Genomic DNA, 20335 nt, shown 5'->3' with positions numbered 1-20335 from the left:
CCCGTCACGTACGGGCCCCGGGACCGCTCAGTCCAGGGCGACGGACCTGCGCAGCGGATCGCGCAGGTCCGTTCCGCCGTTCAGCCAGCGTTCCTGGAGGGCGCCGGCACCGTGGACGCGCTTCCAGGCGGCCTCGTTGGGCGTCATGGGGAGCAGCGGCAGGAAACGCACGGGATCGGCGGGGGCGTCCAGCTCCAGGTCCTCCACCAGACCGCCGGACTCGGCGACCAGGACGGAGGTGAACGGCGCGCCGGGCCACAGGGGTTCACCCACGTCGAGCGAGGCGCCGGGAGCCACGACCAGACCCTCGACCTGGGGGGAGGCGGCGAGCACGGCCAGCGGGCGGAGCACCTTGTCGGTGTCGGCCCCGGCCGGCCGGACGGAGAGGACCAGTTCGGCGCGCGGGCCCTTCACCGGATCGGCGAGCACGGCGGTGGGGTCCGCCATCGGCTGGGCGGACATGCCGAGCGTGGCGTAGCGGACGATGTCGCCCTCGGTGAAGCGCAGCACCTCGATGCGGTCGGTGCCCAGGAAGGTGACCGCGGCCCGGGCGTCGGGTTCGCCCAGCGCGGAGCGCAAACGGGCCTCGACCAGAGGAAGAACATCAGTCATGAATCGAGCATAGGCCGCGTCAATTCCGCCAGGGCGCAGCGGACCCCGGTCAACAACGCGCAAAGCGGGGTCTTGACGTATCGGTGCGCTGATACTCTTGGCCGCTGGTCGGAGCAGTGCATGACCGAGGGCCCCCAGACCCTCGCGGCACTGCGGGAGTTGCTCCCGGACTCCGGCGCACTGAGACTGATCCGACTCCCCCTCGGAGGGAGCCGGACTCCCCCGCGGGGGATGGATCGTCCCCCACGGGGGACCGACCGGAGGAGGTGGGGCTGCAATGGACCGAAGTCGATCGTGCAGTACCACCCGCTCTTCCGGTCGCTGAGTTCACAGCTGGTTCCACCGGGCCTTCGGCCCTGTCGGCTGCCGCCTCCCGCAATCGTGTGCACACGTGTCAGCGTTGCCCGGTGCACCACGGAAGAGCGCTTCGTTTCCGCCTGATCTGTCTGATCTGAATCAGTAGCGAAGCTGCCACCGCGACGGTGCGGTGCTCCCCGCTTTGTGGACGTGCCAAACATCCGCAGCAAGGACGTCCCCATTCCGGGTAGTTCCAACCGTCGCCCGGCCGCCTCCGCCGCGAGAAGGAGCCTGCCATGTCGATGATCCGTGACCTGCGCGCCGCGGTCCGCCCCCGCCCGTCCCTGCGCAAGGACAGTGGCTCGTACGACACCACCCGCGACCCCGGCACCCCGTCGGCCGTGGTCGACTGCGCCGTCTACCGCGACGGCGCCCGCGTCGCCACCCGCACCCCGCTCACGCCCCAGGAGGCCATGCGCCAGGTGCGGCGCGACGGCGGCTTCGTGTGGATCGGCCTGCACGAGCCCACCGAGGACGAATTCGCCGGTATCGCCCGCGAGTTCGGGCTGCACCCGCTGGCCGTGGAGGACGCCGTCCAGGCCCACCAGCGGCCCAAGCTGGAGCGTTACGACGACTCCCTGTTCACCGTCTTCAAGACCATCCACTACATCGAGCACGACCGGCTGACGGCGAACAGCGAGATCGTCGAGACCGGCGAGGTCATGTGCTTCACCGGAGGGGACTTCTTCATCACCGTCCGGCACGGCGGACAGGGGTCGCTGCGCGGGCTGCGGCACCGCCTCCAGGACGACCCCGAGCTGCTCGCCAAGGGCCCCTCGGCGGTGCTGCACGCGATCGCCGACCACGTCGTCGACGGCTACATCGCGGTCGTGGACGCCGTGCAGGACGACATCGACGAGGTCGAGACCGAGGTGTTCTCGCCGGGCCGCAAGGGCACTCCGCGCGGCACGGACGCTGGGCAGATCTACCAGCTCAAGCGCGAGGTGCTGGAGTTCAAGCGGGCGGTCTCGCCGCTGCTGCGCCCCATGCAGCTGCTGAGCGAGCGCCCGATGCGGCTGATCGACCCCGACATCCAGAAGTACTTCCGCGACGTCGCCGACCACCTCGCGCGCGTGCAGGAGCAGGTCCTCGGCTTCGACGAACTCCTCAACTCGATCCTCCAGGCCAACCTCGCGCAGGCCTCCGTGGCGCAGAACGAGGACATGCGCAAGATCACCTCGTGGGCCGCGATCGTCGCCGTCCCGACGATGGTCTGCGGTGTGTACGGCATGAACTTCGAGCACATGCCCGAGCTGCACGCGCGCTACGGCTATCCGGTGGTCATGGGCATCACGGTCGGCCTGTGTCTGTCCATCCACCGCATCCTGAAGCGCAACGGCTGGCTGTAGGGCGGGCTGGATAGTCTGGGCCCCATGACGCAAGAGCTGCTCGACCAGGCCCTCGTCGAGGAGGCCACCAAGAAGTCCGGGCTGATCTGGGTGCGGGGCGGCGGTACACCCGCGCCCGCCGGTCCGGACGGGCCCGCGCCCACCCGCGCGCTGTGGCACGTGTGGCACGACGGCGCGGCCTGCCTGGTCGGCGACGGGCCCGGCGAGCAGCCGCTGCCGGGCCTGGCCGACGGGGGCCGTGCGGTGGTCACCGTGCGCAGCAAGGACAAGGGCGGACGGCTCGTCACCTGGTCGGCCACGGTCGTGGAGCTCACCGCGGGCACCCCGGAGTGGGAGGCGGCCGTCGGTGAGCTCAAGGGCAAGCGGCTGAACGCCCCGGACGGCGAGGCCATGCCGGAGCGCTGGGGGCGCGAGTGCCGGGTGGTACGCCTGGAGCCGACGGGCGCGACCGAGGAACTGCCCGAGGGCTCGCTCGCCGAACCGCCGCTGCCGACCCCGGTGACGACCCGCCGCCCGGTTCCGGCGGCACTGCCCCGCCTCCTGCTGAAGCGGCGCGGGCGCGGCTAGGGAACCACAGGGCGGCGGTCCCGCGGGCGGCGCCCGCGGCCGGGCCGCGCGGGGCTACGACGAGGGCAGCTGCTGCCCGTAGTCGACCGTGTCCTTCTTCGGCGGTTCCGCGAGCGGGAAGTCCTTGCCCCAGTCGGACAGACGGAGGGTGCCCGCGTTGCCCGCGCGCCCCAGCACGACCGGGTACGGGGTGCCCTGGAGGGAGACGTCGAGGGTTCCGCCCGAGCCCTTGTCGCCGGTGATGCGGATGGTGCGGACGCCGGACTGTTCGTGGTGGCCGTCCTTGGCGAGGACGCCGTGCAGCCCGAGCAGCCCGTCGAGCAGGACGTTCTTGTCGGTGAAGCCGCTGAAGCGCTTGTACGCGGGGTCGCCGGTCGGCACCTTCACGTACATGCCCTCCAGCTTGTCCGCCGCCGCGGTGTCCGCCTTGCCGCCGTCCTTGCCCTCCTCATGGGCCCAGAACTCGGCGTCGGCCTTGAGGAAGAGGTGCTCGCCGACCCGCAGCAGATGGAAACCGGCCCCCTTCGAGGTGACCGAGCCGGTGCCGCCGCCGGACTTGAGGCGCATGTCGAGGGTGTACGTGGTGCCGCCCGAGACGACGGTCCCCGAGAGCCGCACGGCGGGCGCCTTCTCGGCCGCCTGCTTCGCCTTCGCCTGGATGGCGGCGGCGGACAGCTTGCCGACCCCGTTCGTGCCCGCGTCCGGATCCCCGCTGCCGCACCCCGTCAGTCCCGTACCTGTCACGGCCAGCGCGCACATCGCGGCCACCGTCACGGCTCTGCGGGTACGGCCCTGGGGAATTGCGGTCACAGGTGGGGTGCCTCTCGTGCGCGGTCCTCAAACGGCGTACGGCAGCGTACCGGTGCGGCACCCGTCCGGCGGAGGCAGTCCGTCCGGACCGCCCACCAGGGCGTACCCGACCGGGACGGGCTAGCCTGAAGCCCACCCGAGCGGACAGACCCACACAGAACGCATCGAAGCGAAGGAGGCGCGGGCATGGCCGCAGCCGCCCCCCGGATCTTCGTCTCGCACCTGTCCGGCGTCGCCGTCTTCGACCCGAACGGCGACCAGGTGGGCCGGGTGCGCGACCTCGTCGCCATGCTGCGCGTGGGACGGCGGCCGCCCCGCATGCTCGGCCTGGTCGTCGAACTGTCCACGCGCCGCCGGATCTTCCTGCCCATGACCCGGGTGACCGGCATCGAGTCCGGCCAGGTGATCACGACCGGCGTCCTGAACGTGCGCCGCTTCGAGCAGCGGCCCACCGAGCGGCTCGTCTTCGGCGAGCTGCTCGACCGGCTCGTGACCCTCGTGGAGACGGGTGAGGAGGTGACGGTCCTGGACGTGTCGATCCAGCAGCTGCCGGCCCGCAGGGAGTGGGAGATCGGCCGGGTCTTCGTGCGCAAGGGGCGCGCCGGCGCCTTCCGGCGCGCCAAGGGCGAGACGATGACGGTCGACTGGTCCTCCGTCACCGGCTTCTCGCTGGAGGAGCACGGACAGGGCGCGGAGAGCCTTCTCGCCACCTTCGAGCAGCTGCGGCCCGCCGACCTCGCGAACGTGCTGCACCACCTGTCGCCGAAGCGGCGCGGCGAGGTGGCCGCCGCGCTCGACGACGACCGCCTCGCCGACGTGCTGGAGGAGCTGCCCGAGGACGACCAGATCGAGATCCTCGGCAAGCTCAAGGAGGAGCGCGCGGCGGACGTCCTGGAGGCGATGGACCCCGACGACGCGGCCGACCTGCTGGCGGAGCTGCCCACCGAGGACGTGGAGCGGCTGCTGAGGCTGATGCGGCCCGGCGAGGCGGCGGACGTCCGGCGGCTGATGGCGTACGCGGAACGGACGGCGGGCGGGCTCATGACCACCGAGCCCATCGTGCTGCGGGCCGACGCGACCGTGGCCGACGCGCTCGCCCGGGTCCGCAACCCCGACCTCTCCCCCGCGCTCGCCGCCCAGGTGTACGTCTGCCGCCCGCCGGACGAGACGCCGACGGGCAAGTACCTGGGGGCGGTGCACTTCCAGCGGCTGCTGCGCGACCCGCCGTTCACCCTGGTCGGCTCGCTCGTCGACGACGACCTCCAGCCGCTGGCCCCCGAGGACGAGCTGCCGGTGGTCGCCGGGTTCTTCGCCACGTACGACATGGTCGCGGCCCCCGTCGTCGACGAGAGCGGATCGCTGCTCGGAGCGGTGACCGTGGACGACGTGCTGGACCACATGCTGCCCGAGGACTGGCGGGAGACGGAGTTCCACCTCGACGAGGACATGCACGAGAGCGTGCACGCGGAGAGCCACGACAGCGGCGGCGGTGACGGGACCGGCCGCGGGGACGTTCCCGAGGACGGCCCCGGCCGGGGGGACGGCCGCCGGGAGCCGGACGGGCCGCAGGACGGAGAGGGCCGCCATGGCGCCCGACCGTGAGGCCCGGGAGCGGGCCGCCACGGGGGCGACGGCGACCACCCGCCCGCGCACCCGGCTCGACCAGCCGAAGCCGCCGCGGATCAGGTTCCTGCCCGAGTGGGACCCCGAGGCCTTCGGGCGGCTCTCGGAGCGCATCGCCCGCTTCCTGGGCACCGGACGGTTCATCGTCTGGATGACGGTCGTCATCATCGTGTGGGTGGCCTGGAACATCTTCGCGCCGGGCCACCTGCGCTTCGACAACTACCCGTTCATCTTCCTGACCCTGATGCTGTCGCTCCAGGCCTCCTACGCCGCCCCGCTGATCCTGCTCGCGCAGAACCGGCAGGACGACCGGGACCGGGTCAACCTCGAACAGGACCGCAAGCAGAACGAGCGCTCCATCGCCGACACCGAGTACCTCACCCGCGAGATCGCCGCGCTGCGGATGGGCCTCGGCGAGGTCGCCACCCGCGACTGGATCCGCAACGAGCTCCAGGACCTGGTCAAGGAGCTGGAGGACCGCCATCCCGGCGGTCGCGGGGACGGACAGGTCGTATTCCCGGCGGAACGGTCACCGGGACGTGACGTAGAAGACCGGTGACAGGGCTTTCCGGGGCACATGGGTCGCGCCGTACCATCGTCCCTATGGCTACGGAAGACGCGGTGCGCGAAGCACTGGCGACGGTGAACGACCCCGAGATCAACCGACCCATCACCGAACTGGGGATGGTCAAATCGGTGGAGATCGGCGCGGACGGTGTGGTCGCGGTCGCCGTGTACCTGACGGTCTCCGGCTGCCCGATGCGCGACACGATCACCCAACGGGTGACGGAGGCGGTCTCGCGGGTCGAGGGCGTCACGCGGGTCGACGTCGAACTGGACGTGATGAGCGACGAACAGCGCCGCGAGCTGGCGACCGCCCTCAAGGGCGGCACCGCCGAGCGCGAGGTGCCCTTCGCCAAGCCCGGTTCGCTGACCCGGGTGTACGCGGTCGCCTCCGGCAAGGGCGGCGTCGGCAAGTCCTCGGTCACCGTGAACCTCGCGGCCGCGATGGCCGCCGACGGACTCAAGGTCGGTGTCGTGGACGCCGACATCTACGGGCACTCGGTCCCGCGCATGCTCGGCGCGGAGGGCCGGCCGACCCAGGTCGAGAACATGATCATGCCGCCGTCCGCGAACGGCGTGAAGGTCATCTCCATCGGCATGTTCACCCCGGGCAACGCGCCGGTGGTCTGGCGCGGCCCGATGCTCCACCGCGCCCTCCAGCAGTTCCTGGCGGACGTGTACTGGGGCGACCTGGACGTCCTGCTCCTGGACCTCCCGCCGGGCACCGGCGACATCGCGATCTCCGTCGCCCAGCTCGTCCCGAACGCCGAGATCCTGGTCGTCACGACCCCGCAGCAGGCGGCGGCCGAGGTGGCCGAGCGGGCCGGCTCCATCGCCGTGCAGACGCACCAGAAGATCGTCGGTGTCGTCGAGAACATGTCGGGGCTCCCGTGCCCGCACTGCGACGAGATGGTCGACGTCTTCGGCACCGGCGGCGGCCAGAAGGTCGCCGACGGCCTGACCCGCACCACCGGCGCGACCGTCCCGGTCCTCGGCTCCATCCCGATCGACGTCCGTCTGCGCGAGGGCGGCGACGAGGGCAAGCCCGTGGTCCTGACCGACCCCGACTCCCCCGCCGGCTCGGCCCTGCGCGCCATCGCGGGCAAGCTGGGCGGCCGTCAGCGCGGCCTGTCGGGCATGTCGCTGGGCATCACCCCGCGCAACAAGTTCTAGGGCTCCGAGGAGTACCGGGACCCCGGGGCCTCCCGAGGAGGCTCCGGCACCGTCCCCGCGGAGAAGGGGGCGCCGTCCGTGCGGACGGCGCCCCCTTCCTCGTGACGGCCACCAGGGCCCCTGAGCGGCTCGTGGGCGCCCGTGGCGGTCCCCCCGGCCCCCACGGCCGCCCGCGGGGCCTTACCGGTCGTACGCCGTGATGTCCTTGATCATCGCGAAGCCGAGTCCGTACGCGCTCATCCCCCGCCCGTACGCGCCCACGTGGACGCCCTCCTGGGTGGAACCCGCGAGGACCCAGCCGAACTCGGACTCGCGGTAGTGGAACGGCGTGGGGACGCCGTCCACGGGGAGGGACAGGGTGGACCAGTCCGGGCCGTCCAGGTCGTCGGCCAGCACCCACGCGGTCTCGGTCTGCTGGTCCAGCCAGTCGTCGCGCAGGGTGTGGTCCATCTGGCCGGGCCAGGTGAAGGACAGCAGCCCCATGCCGGCCAGCCACGCCGCCGAGGACACCGAGGTGGCCTCCAGCAGTCCCGTGCCGTCCGCGCTGCGCCGTACGGGGTTGGCGGCCACGGTGACCACCACCGCGAACCGCTCCTTGTCCTCGCCCGGCTCGGGACGGACCGAGGGCTCGTCCCCGTGTCCGACGGAACCGTGCTCGACCACGCCCTCCGCGGAGGTGCCCACCTGCATCAGCCAGCGCGGCCCCGTGAAGGCCTCGTCGAGGCCGTACCAGGGAAAGGGCGCCAGCAGGTAGCCGTCGACCGTACGCCGGGCGGAGGGGACCTGTTGTCCGCCCTCCGCGACCGGCGCCTGCGCGCCTACCCGACTTGTCGTCTCCATCTGCCGGACGCCTCCTCGCTCTCGTCGGACCGGGCGGCCCACCCCCCTCGGGCGACCTTGTCGGTCCGCACAACAACTGGGCAGCATAGCCACCCCGCTCCGAGCGGCGGCGAAAGCGCCCGCGCGTAAGGCGCACGAACGGCGTATTCGGACCGCGCGGGGCCGTTCGCGGACCGCGGAGGGACGTGTTCCCGGGCCGGACCCGCCCGGCCCGGGACGGGGCTCGCCGGCCCGTGGGAGTCATGGCCGCCCGGCCGCGGGCGCTCCGGCGGGACGGCCCGCGGGACTCCTTACGGATCAGGTGGCGTCGGCGTCGTAGGGAGGGTGCTCGTCGGCTGCGGGCTGCTCGGGCTTCTTCGCCATGTCGACGGTGCCGCCCGCCGTGCCCTCGGAGGACCCGCCCGCCGCGGAGGATCCGGACTCGCGTCCGTGCACCGCGTCCGTGACGTCGGCCATCTCCTTCTTCAGGTCGAAGCCGTTGCGGATCTCCTTGAGCCCCAGCTCGTCATTGTCCAGCTGCTTGCGTATGAACGTCTTGGGGTTGAGGTCCTCGAACTCGAAGTCCTTGAACTCCGGGCCGAGTTCGTCGCGGATGTCCGCCTTGGCGCTGTCCGAGAACTCGCGGATCTTGCGGATCGTGCGCGACACGTCCTGGATCAGCTTCGGGAGCTTGTCGGGACCGAAGACGAGCACGGCCAGGACGACCAGCGTCACCAGCTCAAGCGGTCCTACGTCATTGAACACCTGGTAGCTCCTCGCGATGCCCTCGGTCCTCGGCCCTCGGGGATCTTCCGCGGTCCGGGCCGCGTCCAACGGTACCCGTCGTTCCCGTCCGTCCGGAACTGTCCCGGGGCTTCCGGCTTCGTGCGCACCACGGGTTTTCCATGATGTTTGCCGTCCGGAACTGCGACATCCCGCTCGACTGTGAGGTTCGTGTCACTCGCGGACCCCGGCGCCCGCGGGCTCTCAGTCGCCGTCCGCCGAACCGAGGACCAGGGTGACCGTCCTGTCCGTGCCGCCCCGCCTGACGGTCAGCCGCAGGCGGTCGCCGGGCCGGTGGGCGCGGGTCTTCACGATGAGTTCCTCACCGGAGTGGACCCGCGTGCCGTCGACCTCGGTGATGACGTCGCCCGCCCTGATGCCCGCCCTGGCACCGGGACCGTCGGCGGTGACGGGCGCCCCGCCCCCGGTCGCCTTGGCAGCGACCCGCGCTCCGTCGCCCGCGTAGTTCATGTCGAGCGTGACGCCTATCACGGGATGGGTGGCCCTGCCGGTGTTGATGAGTTCCTCGGCGACGCGCTTGGCCTGGTTCACGGGTATGGCGAAGCCGAGCCCGATGGAACCGGCCTGACCGGTCCCCAGGTCGGAGCCGCTGTCGGCGGAGCGGATGGCGCTGTTGATGCCGATGACGCGGGCCCGGGAGTCGAGCAGCGGCCCGCCCGAGTTGCCGGGGTTGATCGGTGCGTCGGTCTGGAGGGCGTCCACGTACGAGACGTCGGTGCCGTCGCCCTTCTCGCCGCCCGCCGTGATGGGCCTCTCCTTGGCGCTGATGATCCCGGAGGTGACCGTGTTGGCGAGGTCGAAGGGCGCGCCGATGGCGACGACGGGGTCGCCGACCTGGACGCTGTCGGAGTTGCCCAGCGGCATCGGGGCCAGACCGTGGACTCCCGAGACCTTGACCACGGCGAGGTCGTAGCCGCTGTCGTGTCCGACGACCCGGGCCTTCGCGCTCTGACCGCCGCTGAACGTCACGGTTATCGTGCCGCTGCCGCCGGCGGGCTCGATCACGTGGTTGTTGGTGAGGATGTGTCCCGCGCCGTCGAGGACGAATCCGGTGCCGGTGCCGTCCTCCTCGCTCCCGTGCACGTGCAGGGTGACGACGCTGGGCAGCGCGTGCGCCGCGATCCCGGCGACGCTGTCCGGGGCGCGCCCCGGGGCCTCCTTGGCGGCCTGCGGCAGCTCGATGTCCGTCAGTCCCCCGTTCCGCTCCAGATACGCCCCCACGGCGCCGCCCACGCCCCCGGACACCAGCGCGAGCGCGACGGCGCCGAGCACCAGGGCCTTCCTCGCCCGCCTGCGCCGCTCGGCCGCGGTGGGCACGGCGACGCCGTTCTGCTGGAAGGGGCCGTTCTGCTGGAGGTGGCCGTACCGCTGCGGGGATCCGGGCGCGGCCCAGGGGTCGTAGTTCCGCCACGGGTCGAGGGGGGCGGACTCGGCGGGGCCGGCGGACCCGGCCCCGGCGGGAGGGGCGCCGAAGGGCGCACCGCCCTGGGCCGGGATCCCCGGCGGGGGGACCGCTTCGGCGTCGGCGTGGACACCGGCGGCGGGGGCGGCCCCGCCACCGGCACCGGGGGCGGGCTCCGCGTCCGCGGGACCGGGAACGAGGCCGGGAACGCCCATGGGCCGCTCCGGCCCGTGAGCGTCTCCCGGGTGCGCCTGCGCCTCGGGCGTGTCCGGCTCCGCGCCGCCCCCGGTACCCCGGGAAGGGGCGACGGGGTGCGCGGGATCCGGTTCCGTGAGGTGAGCCGGTGCGGAGTCCGCGCCCACAGCCCCGGGCCGGGGTCGACTCCACCACTTCGCCTTCGTGGGCCTGCCCTCGTTCATGCTCTCCCCACACCTGGCCCACGGCACAGCGCGCCGCCGGCCACCACAGACATGCCGACTCCGCGCCCGTGAACCCTCCCGCGGACGCGGCCCTCCCCGGATTCAACCAGGTTCGCGGGCCGCAGCGCAGAGGGCGGTGTCAGTGGACGCTACGAGAGGTGGGGGACGGGGACGAGGAGGGGGACGGTGTGACGGCGGGGGCGGAGAAGGGTCCCACGGTCGGGGTCAGGGCGAGCGGCTGGACGTCGGTGAGCGGACGTATGAGCGGGGACGTCGCGGTGGCACCGGCGACCGCCGGTGTCGTCAGCGTGCGCACGGCGTCCTGGCCGCGGCCCACCGGGGCGGGGACCCCGGGCAGCAGCGGGGCGGACACCCCGGTCGGCGCCACCGGCCCGGCGGCGAGCGACCGCTCGCCCTGGGCGAGCACCGGTCCGACGGAGCGGCGGCGCTGCGACTCGGGGGTCGAGGCGGCTCCCGTGCCCTGGGAGCGGGACGGGGTCACGTTGCTCCCGGCGCCGGCTCCTCCGCGCGCGTCCGGGCTTCCGGGCATACCGGCGGTCACCCCGCCGAGGGCGACGGCCGCGAGCGACACCGCTCCCGCGGCGACGAAGGCGAACCGCAGCCCGCGCGAGGCGGACCGCTCGGCCTCGTGGCGGCTGACGTCGTGGATGCGGAAGCCGCGCCCCGAGGCGGAGGGCAGCACGTCGGCGTGCGGTCCGGCCGGCACGTACCCGAAGGTCTCGCCCCGCACTCCGAAGACGCCGGGCAGTCCGGGGCCCGTGGAACCGCCGGACAGTCCGCCGCCGAAGCCGCCTCCGTTCAGTCGCGGGCCCTCGGAGTCGCCTCCCCCGGGAAGCCCCTGGAGGCGGGCGAGGAAGCTTTCGGAGGGCGGCGGCGGGGCCATCTCCGCGAAGACGTTCTTCAGTCGGCGCTGGGCGTCGGCCTCGGCCTTGCACTTCGCGCAGGTGGCGAGGTGGGCCAGGACGCGGTCGCGCGACTCATGACCGAGCTCTCCGTCCACCAGGGCGGAAAGCCGGTCTCCCAGGTGCTGCTCGGCAGGGGTGGGACGGGTTCCACTCACGCGGTCGCGCCCCCTCCTCCCAGCACGGGCACGCGGGACACGAACGAGCGACGTTCGGCGCGGGCCTCGGGAGACCGGTGTGCTAGGGCCTTGCGCAGCTGGGAGCGGCCGCGGTGGATCCGGGAGCGGACCGTGCCGAGCTTGACGCCCAGGGTCGCGGCGATCTCCTCGTAGGACAGTCCCTCGATGTCGCAGAGGACGACGGCGGCGCGGAACTCGGGCGCGAGGGTGTCCAGCGCCTGCTGGACGTCGGCGTCGAAGTGCGCATCGTTGAAGACCTGCTGCGGGGACGGCTCACGGCTGGGCAGCCGCTCGGCCGCGTCGTCGCCGAGGGCGTCGAAGCGGATGCGCTGCTTGCGCCGCACCATGTCGAGGAAGAGGTTCGTGGTGATGCGGTGCAGCCAGCCCTCGAAGGTGCCGGGCGTGTAGGTCGACAGGGAGCGGAAGACGCGGACGAAGACCTCCTGGGTGAGGTCCTCGGCGTCGTGCTGGTTGCCCGTGAGGCGGTACGCGAGACGGTAGACGCGACCGCTGTGGGTGCTGACGATCTCCTCCCAGGTGGGAGGGGTCCACGCCTGCGACTCCGCGTCGGTGGCGAACGTCGCGGTCTGCGCCGGGGCGGCAACGGGGAGCTGGTCAGCGTTGTCGGTCACGGATTTCGGCTCACCCGTCGATCTGAGCAGGCGCCGCAGCACTCCTCCCCGATCCACAGGCGCAGCCGCACCTCCCCTGTCGGCTCTGGTGGTGTCCAGTGGAGCCCCTACCATAGCCACCTCGCCCGTTAGCTCCGGATAAGCGGTTTTACGCGAAATTGATACGGGCCCATATGGGCGCGCCGACGTCCGCCCGCGTCCCCGCTCCGTGTACCGACTCATCGGCTTCCCCCCGCTCGGTTCTCCCACCCCTCTAAACGCCCGGTCCCATCCGCAGGTTCCCGGCGTCAACGGATACAGTCACGCCAGGCAACCACGGGGACAGGAGAGGGTCATTACCGGCAACCGGCAGACGAGCTGGGCGGCGTTCGCCGACGCCTTTGTCGCCGAGGACGAGGCACTGCGCTGGGCCCGGGACCGGGCCCACGAGGTGGGCCTGCGCTCGGTGACGCCGGGCACGGGCGCCGCGCTGCGCCTGCTCGCCGCCACCGTGGACGCGAAGGCGGTCGCCGAGATCGGTACCGGGACCGGCGTCTCCGGAATCCACCTTCTGCACGGCATGCGGCCGGACGGGGTACTGACCACGGTGGACCCGGAGCCGGAGCGCCAGCAGTTCGCGCGCCAGGCCTTCCGCGCGGCCGGGTTCGCCAGCAACCGCGCGCGCTTCATACCGGGCCGCGCCCTGGAGGTCCTGCCCCGCCTCGCGGACGCCGGGTACGACCTCGTGTTCTGCGACGGCGACCGGCTGGAGTGTCTGGATTACCTCGCTGAATCGTTGCGCCTGTTGCGTCCGGGCGGGCTCGTCGCCTTCGAGGGCGTCTTCGCGGACGGCCGCACCGTGGACTCGGGACCGCAGCCGGTCGAGGTGGCCCGGCTGCGCGAACTGCTGCGCGCGGTGCGCGAGAGCCAGGAGCTGGTGCCGTCGCTGCTGCCGGTGGGCGACGGCCTGCTGTGCGCGGTCAAGCGCTGAATCCGCTGGCCGGAGGCGCACGACGCTCCCGCGAGCCGGAGCCGCACGGCGGTGCCGCGAGCCGGAAAAGCGGCTTCCCCGGCACCATGTGCGGTACCGGGGAAGCCGAAAGAGGTATGGGTCGCGTCCCGCGTCAGCCGACGACCTTCTTGAGGGCGTCGCCGAGCGCGTCGGCCTCGTCAGGGGTCAGCTCGACGACGAGCCGACCGCCGCCTTCGAGCGGAACGCGCATGACGATGCCCCGCCCCTCCTTGGTCACCTCGAGCGGGCCATCGCCCGTCCGCGGCTTCATGGCCGCCATGCTCGTTCCCCTTCCTGAAACCAGCTCATCGTCGCCGACGGCCCCCTCGGAGGGCACGCACGTCCCCTCATAGGACACGCGTCACCGGCATCGAACACATTGCTTCCAGGCCATTATCCCGCATCTCAGGACCCGATGACCAACATCAGTCGGCATCGCTTACGCAACGCGCTTGAGCAAAACCACCCAATTCGGCGATGTGCCTGCGATACTGCGCCGCCGCACGGAGTTCCGTGACGCGGAATTCTTTGATGCAGGTCACATGTATGTCCCGCGCCGACGCCGGTGATCTCCGCCATGCTGTCATCGGACACAGGACGTACCGGCCGGTACGACGAGCCGCGACCCCCGGAAGGGACCCACCATGGCCGACACCGTGCTCTACGAGGTGAGCGACGGACTCGCGACGATCACGCTGAACCGCCCCGAGGCGATGAACGCGATGAACATCGAGACCAAGGTCGCTCTCCGGGACGCGGCGCAGGCTGCCGCCGCCGACGACGCCGTACGGGCGATCCTGCTGACCGCCGCCGGGGACCGGGCCTTCTGCGTGGGCCAGGACCTCAAGGAACACATCGGGCTGCTGGCCGCCGACAGGGAGTCGGGCTCGGGCGGGACGATGAGGACCGTGCGCGAGCACTACAACCCCATCGTGCGGGCGCTGACCGGCGCCGCGAAGCCCGTGGTCGCCGCGGTCAACGGTGTCGCGGCCGGGGCCGGATTCGGTTTCGCGCTCGCGGCGGACTACCGCGTCGTCGCCGACACCGCCGCCTTCAACACGTCCTTCGCCGGTGTCGCGCTGACCGCCGACTCCGGGATCTCCTGGACGCTGCCCCGGGTGATCGGCCCGAGCCGTGCCACCGATCTGCTGCTCTTCCCGCGCAGCATCAGCGCCCAGGAGGCGTACGAGCTGGGCATCGCCAACCGGCTGGTTCCGGCCGCCGAACTGCGGGCCGAGGCGGAGAAGGTGGCGCGGGCGCTGGCCTCCGGGCCGACGCTGGCCTACGCCGCCCTGAAGGAGTCCGTCGCCTTCGGGCTCACCCACTCGCTGGAGGAGACCCTGGAGAAGGAGGACGAGCTCCAGGGGCGGGCCGGGGCCTCCGAGGACCACACCATCGCGGTCCAGGCGTTCGTGAGCAAGCAGAAGCCCGAGTACCTGGGTCGCTGACCCGTCCGGGGTGTCCGCCGCCGACCGCGCGAGGCCCGCGGCGGACATCCCCGGGGCCTCGTCCCGCGTCCCCGTGCCCGTCGTGGCGCGGGCCGCGGCCCGCGCGCGCCCGGAGGGGCGTCCCCGTCACCCGGCGTGGCGCGCCGCGCAGTCCGCCAGGTGGTCGTTCACCAGACCGCACGCCTGCATCAGCGCGTACGCCGTCGTCGGGCCCACGAAGCGGATGCCGCGCTTCTTGAGCGCCTTGGACAGCGCGGTCGACTCGTCGGTGACGGCCGGTACGTCGGAGAGCTTCTCCGGGGCCGGCCGGGAGGTGTGGTCGGGGGCGAAGGACCAGATGAGCTCGTCCAGCTCGCCCGGGGCCCACCCGGCCAGCACGCGCGCGTTGGCGACGGTCGCCCGGATCTTGGCGCCGTTGCGGATGATCCCCGGGTCGGCGAGCAGGCGCTCCTCGTCGGCCTCGGTGAACAGCGCGACCTTGGCGATCTCGAAGTCCGCGAAGGCCGCGCGGAAGCCGGGGCGGCGGCGCAGGATGGTGATCCAGGACAGCCCCGACTGGAAGGCCTCCAGGCACAGCCGCTCGTAGAGGGCGTCGTCACCGTGGACCGCCCGGCCCCACTCCTCGTCGTGATATGCCACGTAGTCCTCGGCGGACAGCGCCCAGGGGCAGCGCAGCGCCCCGTCGGGTCCGGCCAGCGACCCGCTCACCGCTCGTCCTCGGGGTGCTTGTGCAGCGAGGTGGTGGCGTTCGCCGCGCGGGCGCCCGCGAGCGCGGCCTCCAGGTCGGCGATGCGGGCGTCCCGCTCGCCGATCTCGGCGCCCAGCCGGCCGAGCGCGTCGTCGACGTCCGCCATGCGGTAGCCGCGCACGGTGACGGCGAAACGCAGGGCGTCCACGTCGCCCTTGTGCACCGGGCGGTCGTACGGCAGCGGATCGCTCAGCCGCTCGGGCTCGGCGTCGGCAAGGGGCGCGTTCTCGCCGCCGCCCACCACGGACAGGGTCACCGCGGCGACCACGACGGCGAGGGCGACGACCAGGAACAAGAACATGAACATCGCTGAGGTCCCCACGCTCTGGTGCCGGCGCGGGTCGCGTCGGCGCGGAAGTACTGGTGCTGACGAAAGCAGTCTGACGCTGGAAGTGTCAGGCTCCGATCGTGCCATGCGAGTCTGACAGTTAAGGTCGCAGGCGGCTTATCGATGCGACGTACCGGGAGAGGTCACAGGGGATGCTCAGGCTGGGCAGGCGTGAATTCGACGCGCACGAGCCGGTGATCATGGCGATCGTGAACCGGACCCCGGACTCCTTCTACGACCAGGGGGCCACCTTCCGCGACGAGCCCGCCCTCGCGCGCGTGGAGCAGGCGGTCGCCGAGGGCGCCGCCATCATCGACATCGGCGGGGTCAAGGCCGGGCCGGGCGAGGAGGTCACCGCCGAGGAGGAGGCGCGCCGGACGGTCGGCTTCGTCGCCGAGGTGCGCCGCCGCTTCCCCGACGTCGTGATCAGCGTCGACACCTGGCGGCACGAGGTCGGCGAGGCGGTCTGCGAGGCCGGTGCCGACCTGCTCAACGACGCCTGGGGCGGGGTCGATCCGCGGCTGGCCGAGGTGGCCGCCCGGTACCGGGTGGGGCTCGTGTGCACGCACGCCGGGGAGTCCGAGCCGCGGACGCGCCCGCACCGCGTCGCCTACGACGACGTGATGGCCGACATCCTGCGGGTCACGCTCGGGCTCGCGGAGCGCGCGGTCGCCCTCGGGGTGCCCCGCGAGTCGGTGCTCATCGATCCCGGTCACGACTTCGGGAAGAACACCCGGCACAGTCTGGAGGCGACCCGGCGGCTCGGGGAGATGGTCTCCACCGGGTGGCCGGTCCTCGTCTCCCTCTCCAACAAGGACTTCGTGGGCGAGACGCTCGACCGGCCGGTCAAGGAGCGGGTCGTCGGAACGCTGGCGACGACCGCCGTGTCGGCGTGGCTGGGGGCGCAGGTGTACCGCGTCCACGAGGTCGCGGAGACCCGTCAGGTGCTGGACATGGTGGCCTCGATCGCCGGGCACCGGCCACCGGCGGTGGCCCGGCGCGGGCTGGCGTAGCGGACGGAGCACGCGAGGGGCACGGGAGGGACCGGTTCCACGGTCCCTCCCGCGCGCCCCGTGACGTCCCGGGGCGGACGGGAGGGGCCGAGCAGGCCTAGCGGCCCGCCTCCTTCGACATCAGGGCCACCGCCTCGTCCACGTCGTCGGTCACGTGGAACAGCATCAGGTCCTTCTCGGCCGCCTTGCCCTGGGCGACGAGGGTGTTCCTGAGCCAGTCCACGAGGCCGCCCCAGTACTCCGTGCCGAACAGCACGATGGGGAAGCGGGTGACCTTCTGGGTCTGGACCAGCGTGAGCGCCTCGAAGAGTTCGTCGAGGGTGCCGAGCCCGCCGGGCAGGACCACGAACCCTTGCGCGTACTTGACGAACATCATCTTCCGCACGAAGAAGTAGCGGAAGTTCAGGCCGATGTCGACGTACGGGTTCAGTCCCTGCTCGAAGGGGAGCTCGATGCCGAGGCCGACGGAGATGCCCTTCGCCTCCAGCGCGCCCTTGTTGGCCGCCTCCATGGCACCCGGTCCGCCACCGGTGATCACCGCGAACCCGGCGTCGACCAGGCCCCGGCCGAGGGCGACGCCCGCCTCGTACTCGGGCGAGTCGACCGGGGTGCGCGCCGAGCCGAACACGCTGATGGCGGCCGGGAGTTCGGCCAGCGTGCCGAAGCCCTCGATGAACTCCGACTGGATGCGCAGAACACGCCAGGGGTCGGTGTGCACCCAGTCCGAGGGGCCGCCCGCGTCCAGCAGCCGCTGGTCCGTGGTGCTCGCCTGGACCTGGTCCCGCCTGCGCAGCACCGGGCCCAGCCGCTGCTCGTCCGGTGGCCGCTTCTTTCCCCTCGGGTCGCCAGTAGCCATGTCCACTCCCTCCGCGTACGGATCTCCCCCGCCCCGGCCGAAACCGGTGCGAGGGAAGGTCGTTCCGCTCCAGCGTAGATCTCCGCTGGTTACGGCGGGGGGACGTGAGCATGTCCGCCGTGAGCAGCCGACGGGTACGTGCCGCGCCTCAGCCGGTGAGCCAGTCGCGCAGCCGCTCCTCGCCCGCGAGGATCTTGGCCGTTTCCACCCGCTCGTCCCGCTTGTGCGCCAGGTGCGGGTTGCCGGGGCCGTAGTTGACCGCGGGGATGCCGAGCGCGCTGAAACGGGAGACGTCCGTCCAGCCGTACTTGGGCTGCGGGGTGCCCCCCACCGCCTCGATGAACGCGGCGGCGGCCGGGTGGGACAGGCCGGGGAGGGCGGCACCGCTGTGGTCGTCGACGACGAACTCCTCGACCCCGCAGTCGGCGAAGACCTCGCGGACGTGCGCGATCGCCTCCTCCTCGGTGCGGTCGGGCGCGTAGCGGAAGTTGACGGTGACGACGCACTCGTCGGGGATGACGTTGCCGGCGACGCCGCCCGAGATGTTCACCGCGTTCAGGCCCTCGCGGTACTCCAGGCCGTCGATCACCGGGTGGCGGGGCTCGTAGGCGGCCAGCGCGGCGAGGATCGGGGCGGCCGCGTGGATGGCGTTCGAGCCCATCCAGCTGCGGGCGGAGTGGGCCCGCTCCCCCTTGGTCCTCAGCAGCACCCGCAGCGTGCCCTGGCAGCCGCCCTCGACCTGTCCGTCGGAGGGCTCCAGAAGGACCGCGAAGTCGCCCCGCAGCCAGTCGGGGTGGGCCTCGGCCACGTGCTTCAGACCGTTCAGATGGGCGGCGACCTCTTCGTTGTCGTAGAAGACGAAGGTGAGGTCCCTGTTGGGTTCGGGGACGGTGGCCGCGATACGGAGCTGGACGGCGACGCCCGACTTCATGTCGCAGGTGCCGCAGCCCCACAGCACGCCGTTCTCGTCGAGGCGGGAGGGCACGTTGCCGGCGATCGGCACGGTGTCGATGTGACCGGCCAGGACGACCCGCTCGGCGCGGCCCAGGTTCGTACGGGCCACGACGTTGTTGCCGTGCCGGTCGACCGTCAGGTGCGGCAGGGCGCGCAGGGCGGTCTCGACGGCGTCCGCGAGCGGCTTCTCGTCCCCGCTCTCGGAGCGGAAGTCGACCAGCCACGCGGTGAGCTCGGCTGCGTCCAGGGTGAGGTCAAGCGGGGTGTCGGCCATGGCGACGACCCTAGCGCGCCCGGCCGGGGGGCACCGAAAACAGCCGGATGCGGTCGTATCCCCCGGCCCCGCTCACGTTGTCCACAGCCCCGGGGTGCATCCACAGAGCTCTCCAGTACCTTGTACGCGTGTCTGAGCCGTCCCCCACTCCAGTCCGGCGCCGCGGTCGCCTCCTGCGCTTCGGCGGGGCCCTCGTGGTCCTGCTCGCGGTCGCGGGTTATCTCGGCGTGCAGTACCTCACGGGCGGCGTGGGCGCGCCCCGGTGCAAGGTCGTCTCCGGCAACGGCGACGGCGCGTCGTACGAGTTCACTCCCGAACAGGCGGAGAACGCGGCGACGATCTCGGCGATCGGCACCTCGCGCGGCATGCCCGAGCGCGCGGTGGCCATCGCGCTGGCGACGGCGCTCCAGGAGTCGGGGCTGCGCAACATCCGGCACGGCGACCGGGACTCCCTCGGCCTGTTCCAGCAGCGCCCTTCGCAGGGCTGGGGCACCGAGAAGCAGATCATGGACCCGACGTACTCGGCGGGCATCTTCTACGAGCACCTGGCCAAGGTGCCCGGCTACTCGCGACTGCCTCTCACCGTCGCCGCGCAGCGGGTGCAGCACAGCGGTTTCCCGCAGGCGTACGCGAAGCACGAGCCGGACGCCACGCTGCTCGCCGCCGCCCTGACCGGCCGCGCGGCGGCCACGCTGACCTGCCAGGGACGCCCGGCCGCGACCCCGGCGGGCGGCCCGGCACCGGTGCGGGCCGCGCTCGCGCGGGACTTCGGACGCGACGTGTTCCAGGAGGCGGGCGCCACCGTGGCCGCCGCGGGCGCCTCCGCGTCGCCGGAACCGGCCGCCCCGGACTCCCCGGCTTCCTCCACCTCCCCGGCCTCCCCCACCTCGTCGACCCCGTCGGCCTCGTCGGCTTCCCCGGCCTCTCCCGCCCCCACGGGGATCGCCGACCGGACCGTGACGGTCCCCGTGCCCGAGGAGTCCGACACCGGGACCGGGGCGCTCCGCCGCGGCTGGGAGCTGGCGCACTGGGCCGTGGCCAACTCCTCGGCCCTGCACATCGACCGGGTGTCGTACGCGGGGCGCGAGTGGACCGCGGGGACCTCGGAGGGCTCGTGGCGCACGGCCGACGACAAGGGCGGTCCGGAGGCGGAGGAGGCCGCGGCCGAGGTCCGGATCGTCACCGGGCAGTAGTACGGAGCCTCACCCCTGGGGAGGATCGGACCCGGGCGGGCCGGCGATGTGCGCGCGTTTTCGGGCGCTCACTCCCCCGTCCGCGAAATCCCTTGGGAACAAAGGGCCGCGGGGATTCCGCCACCACCCCCGCCGGGCATCCTTTGCCCGTTTTTATCCACAAACGATAATGCGACGCATTGCCAACTCTTTACGTCGGGTCACCGCAACCTTCGCGGACTTCGAGCGGTAGTCACTGCGTCCGAGCCCGGAACGACCGCATCGGCGAACGACCGCATCGGCGATCGGCTTCCGGTG

The 20335-nt window shown here is 72.4% G+C and carries 21 protein-coding genes; 9 read left to right on the top strand and 12 right to left on the bottom strand.

Annotated elements, in window-relative coordinates:
* Positions 1 to 27 precede the first annotated feature (27 nt).
* Positions 28 to 612 carry a suppressor of fused domain protein gene (locus CW362_RS04460; RefSeq protein WP_103548015.1) on the bottom strand — a complete coding sequence of 195 codons (585 nt, stop codon included), beginning with the start codon at positions 610 to 612 and terminating at the stop codon, positions 28 to 30.
* A gap of 593 nt (positions 613 to 1205) precedes the next feature.
* Here CW362_RS04460 and CW362_RS04455 point away from each other — a divergent pair.
* Complete coding sequence (locus CW362_RS04455; RefSeq protein WP_103548014.1) at positions 1206 to 2318, top strand: magnesium and cobalt transport protein CorA; 1113 nt, start codon at positions 1206 to 1208, stop codon at positions 2316 to 2318.
* A gap of 24 nt (positions 2319 to 2342) precedes the next feature.
* A complete protein-coding gene (locus CW362_RS04450; RefSeq protein ID WP_103548013.1) occupies positions 2343 to 2885 on the top strand; it encodes a hypothetical protein in 543 nt (180 codons plus the stop codon).
* Between the two features lie 54 nt (positions 2886 to 2939).
* On the opposite strand, the gene CW362_RS04445 is transcribed toward CW362_RS04450, so the two are convergent.
* Positions 2940 to 3695, bottom strand: coding sequence for a hypothetical protein (locus tag CW362_RS04445; RefSeq protein WP_206300859.1), 756 nt, complete (start codon positions 3693 to 3695; stop codon positions 2940 to 2942).
* A gap of 186 nt (positions 3696 to 3881) precedes the next feature.
* Here CW362_RS04445 and CW362_RS04440 point away from each other — a divergent pair, with 186 nt between their 5' ends.
* From CW362_RS04440 to CW362_RS04430, 3 genes are read left to right on the top strand one after another with little or no spacing between them, the layout of a single operon-like run.
* Positions 3882 to 5297, top strand: coding sequence for a magnesium transporter MgtE N-terminal domain-containing protein (locus CW362_RS04440; RefSeq protein ID WP_240657640.1), 1416 nt, complete (start codon positions 3882 to 3884; stop codon positions 5295 to 5297).
* The gene (locus tag CW362_RS04435) at positions 5281 to 5877 is read left to right on the top strand and encodes a DUF1003 domain-containing protein (protein ID WP_103548012.1); all 597 of its coding nucleotides are present in this window, start codon (positions 5281 to 5283) and stop codon (positions 5875 to 5877) included. The genes CW362_RS04440 and CW362_RS04435 overlap by 17 nt, the downstream gene beginning before the upstream one ends.
* Before the next feature lie 44 nt (positions 5878 to 5921).
* Positions 5922 to 7055: an Mrp/NBP35 family ATP-binding protein gene (locus CW362_RS04430; protein WP_103548011.1), complete on the top strand. Its 1134-nt coding sequence runs from the start codon at positions 5922 to 5924 to the stop codon at positions 7053 to 7055.
* 180 nt (positions 7056 to 7235) lie between these two features.
* Here CW362_RS04430 and CW362_RS04425 read toward each other — a convergent pair whose 3' ends face one another.
* The 5 genes from CW362_RS04425 to sigE all read right to left on the bottom strand — a co-directional run bounded on the left by CW362_RS04425 (position 7236) and on the right by sigE (position 12275).
* Positions 7236 to 7895, bottom strand: a complete 660-nt coding sequence (locus tag CW362_RS04425; RefSeq protein ID WP_103548010.1) for a hypothetical protein — start codon at positions 7893 to 7895, stop codon at positions 7236 to 7238.
* Between the two features lie 297 nt (positions 7896 to 8192).
* Positions 8193 to 8639 carry a sec-independent translocase gene (locus CW362_RS04420; protein ID WP_103548009.1) on the bottom strand — a complete coding sequence of 149 codons (447 nt, stop codon included), beginning with the start codon at positions 8637 to 8639 and terminating at the stop codon, positions 8193 to 8195.
* A gap of 222 nt (positions 8640 to 8861) precedes the next feature.
* A complete protein-coding gene (locus CW362_RS04415; RefSeq protein ID WP_103548008.1) occupies positions 8862 to 10499 on the bottom strand; it encodes a S1C family serine protease in 1638 nt (545 codons plus the stop codon).
* 139 nt (positions 10500 to 10638) lie between these two features.
* The gene (locus CW362_RS04410; protein ID WP_103548007.1) at positions 10639 to 11580 is read right to left on the bottom strand and encodes an anti-sigma factor family protein; all 942 of its coding nucleotides are present in this window, start codon (positions 11578 to 11580) and stop codon (positions 10639 to 10641) included.
* Positions 11577 to 12275, bottom strand: a complete 699-nt coding sequence (gene sigE, locus CW362_RS04405) for an RNA polymerase sigma factor SigE (RefSeq protein ID WP_103548006.1) — start codon at positions 12273 to 12275, stop codon at positions 11577 to 11579. The genes CW362_RS04410 and sigE overlap by 4 nt, the downstream gene beginning before the upstream one ends.
* A gap of 292 nt (positions 12276 to 12567) precedes the next feature.
* Here sigE and CW362_RS04400 point away from each other — a divergent pair, with 292 nt between their 5' ends.
* The gene (locus CW362_RS04400; RefSeq protein WP_103548084.1) at positions 12568 to 13203 is read left to right on the top strand and encodes an O-methyltransferase; all 636 of its coding nucleotides are present in this window, start codon (positions 12568 to 12570) and stop codon (positions 13201 to 13203) included.
* A gap of 133 nt (positions 13204 to 13336) precedes the next feature.
* Here the strand turns inward: CW362_RS04400 and CW362_RS04395 are convergent, their stop codons facing one another.
* Entirely contained in the window at positions 13337 to 13504 is a 168-nt protein-coding gene (locus CW362_RS04395) for a DUF3117 domain-containing protein (protein WP_003966491.1), read from the bottom strand.
* Between the two features lie 364 nt (positions 13505 to 13868).
* Between CW362_RS04395 and chcB the strand changes: the two genes are divergently transcribed.
* Positions 13869 to 14672, top strand: a complete 804-nt coding sequence (gene chcB, locus CW362_RS04390; protein ID WP_103548005.1) for a 2-cyclohexenylcarbonyl CoA isomerase — start codon at positions 13869 to 13871, stop codon at positions 14670 to 14672.
* 126 nt (positions 14673 to 14798) lie between these two features.
* On the opposite strand, the gene CW362_RS04385 is transcribed toward chcB, so the two are convergent.
* Entirely contained in the window at positions 14799 to 15380 is a 582-nt protein-coding gene (locus CW362_RS04385) for a DNA-3-methyladenine glycosylase I (protein WP_103548004.1), read from the bottom strand.
* Positions 15377 to 15727 carry a DivIVA domain-containing protein gene (locus tag CW362_RS04380; protein WP_103548003.1) on the bottom strand — a complete coding sequence of 117 codons (351 nt, stop codon included), beginning with the start codon at positions 15725 to 15727 and terminating at the stop codon, positions 15377 to 15379. The genes CW362_RS04385 and CW362_RS04380 overlap by 4 nt, the downstream gene beginning before the upstream one ends.
* Before the next feature lie 173 nt (positions 15728 to 15900).
* On the opposite strand from CW362_RS04380, the gene folP reads away from it, so the two are divergent.
* Positions 15901 to 16761 carry a dihydropteroate synthase gene (gene folP, locus CW362_RS04375; RefSeq protein WP_103548002.1) on the top strand — a complete coding sequence of 287 codons (861 nt, stop codon included), beginning with the start codon at positions 15901 to 15903 and terminating at the stop codon, positions 16759 to 16761.
* A 97-nt stretch (positions 16762 to 16858) separates the two neighbouring features.
* On the opposite strand, the gene CW362_RS04370 is transcribed toward folP, so the two are convergent.
* Both CW362_RS04370 and dapE read right to left on the bottom strand, forming a co-directional pair.
* Entirely contained in the window at positions 16859 to 17617 is a 759-nt protein-coding gene (locus CW362_RS04370; protein ID WP_103548001.1) for an LOG family protein, read from the bottom strand.
* A 148-nt stretch (positions 17618 to 17765) separates the two neighbouring features.
* Positions 17766 to 18845, bottom strand: a complete 1080-nt coding sequence (gene dapE, locus CW362_RS04365) for a succinyl-diaminopimelate desuccinylase (RefSeq protein ID WP_103548000.1) — start codon at positions 18843 to 18845, stop codon at positions 17766 to 17768.
* Positions 18846 to 18973: 128 nt separating this feature from the next.
* Between dapE and CW362_RS04360 the strand changes: the two genes are divergently transcribed.
* A complete protein-coding gene (locus tag CW362_RS04360) occupies positions 18974 to 20038 on the top strand; it encodes a VldE C-terminal domain-containing protein (protein ID WP_103547999.1) in 1065 nt (354 codons plus the stop codon).
* Positions 20039 to 20335 lie beyond the last annotated feature (297 nt).

It is taken from the genome of Streptomyces populi, from assembly GCF_002911015.1.
Taxonomy (GTDB): domain Bacteria; phylum Actinomycetota; class Actinomycetes; order Streptomycetales; family Streptomycetaceae; genus Streptomyces; species Streptomyces populi.
The sequence above is the reverse complement of the archived record's forward strand: the minus strand, read 5'-3'. Positions and strand labels throughout refer to the sequence as shown.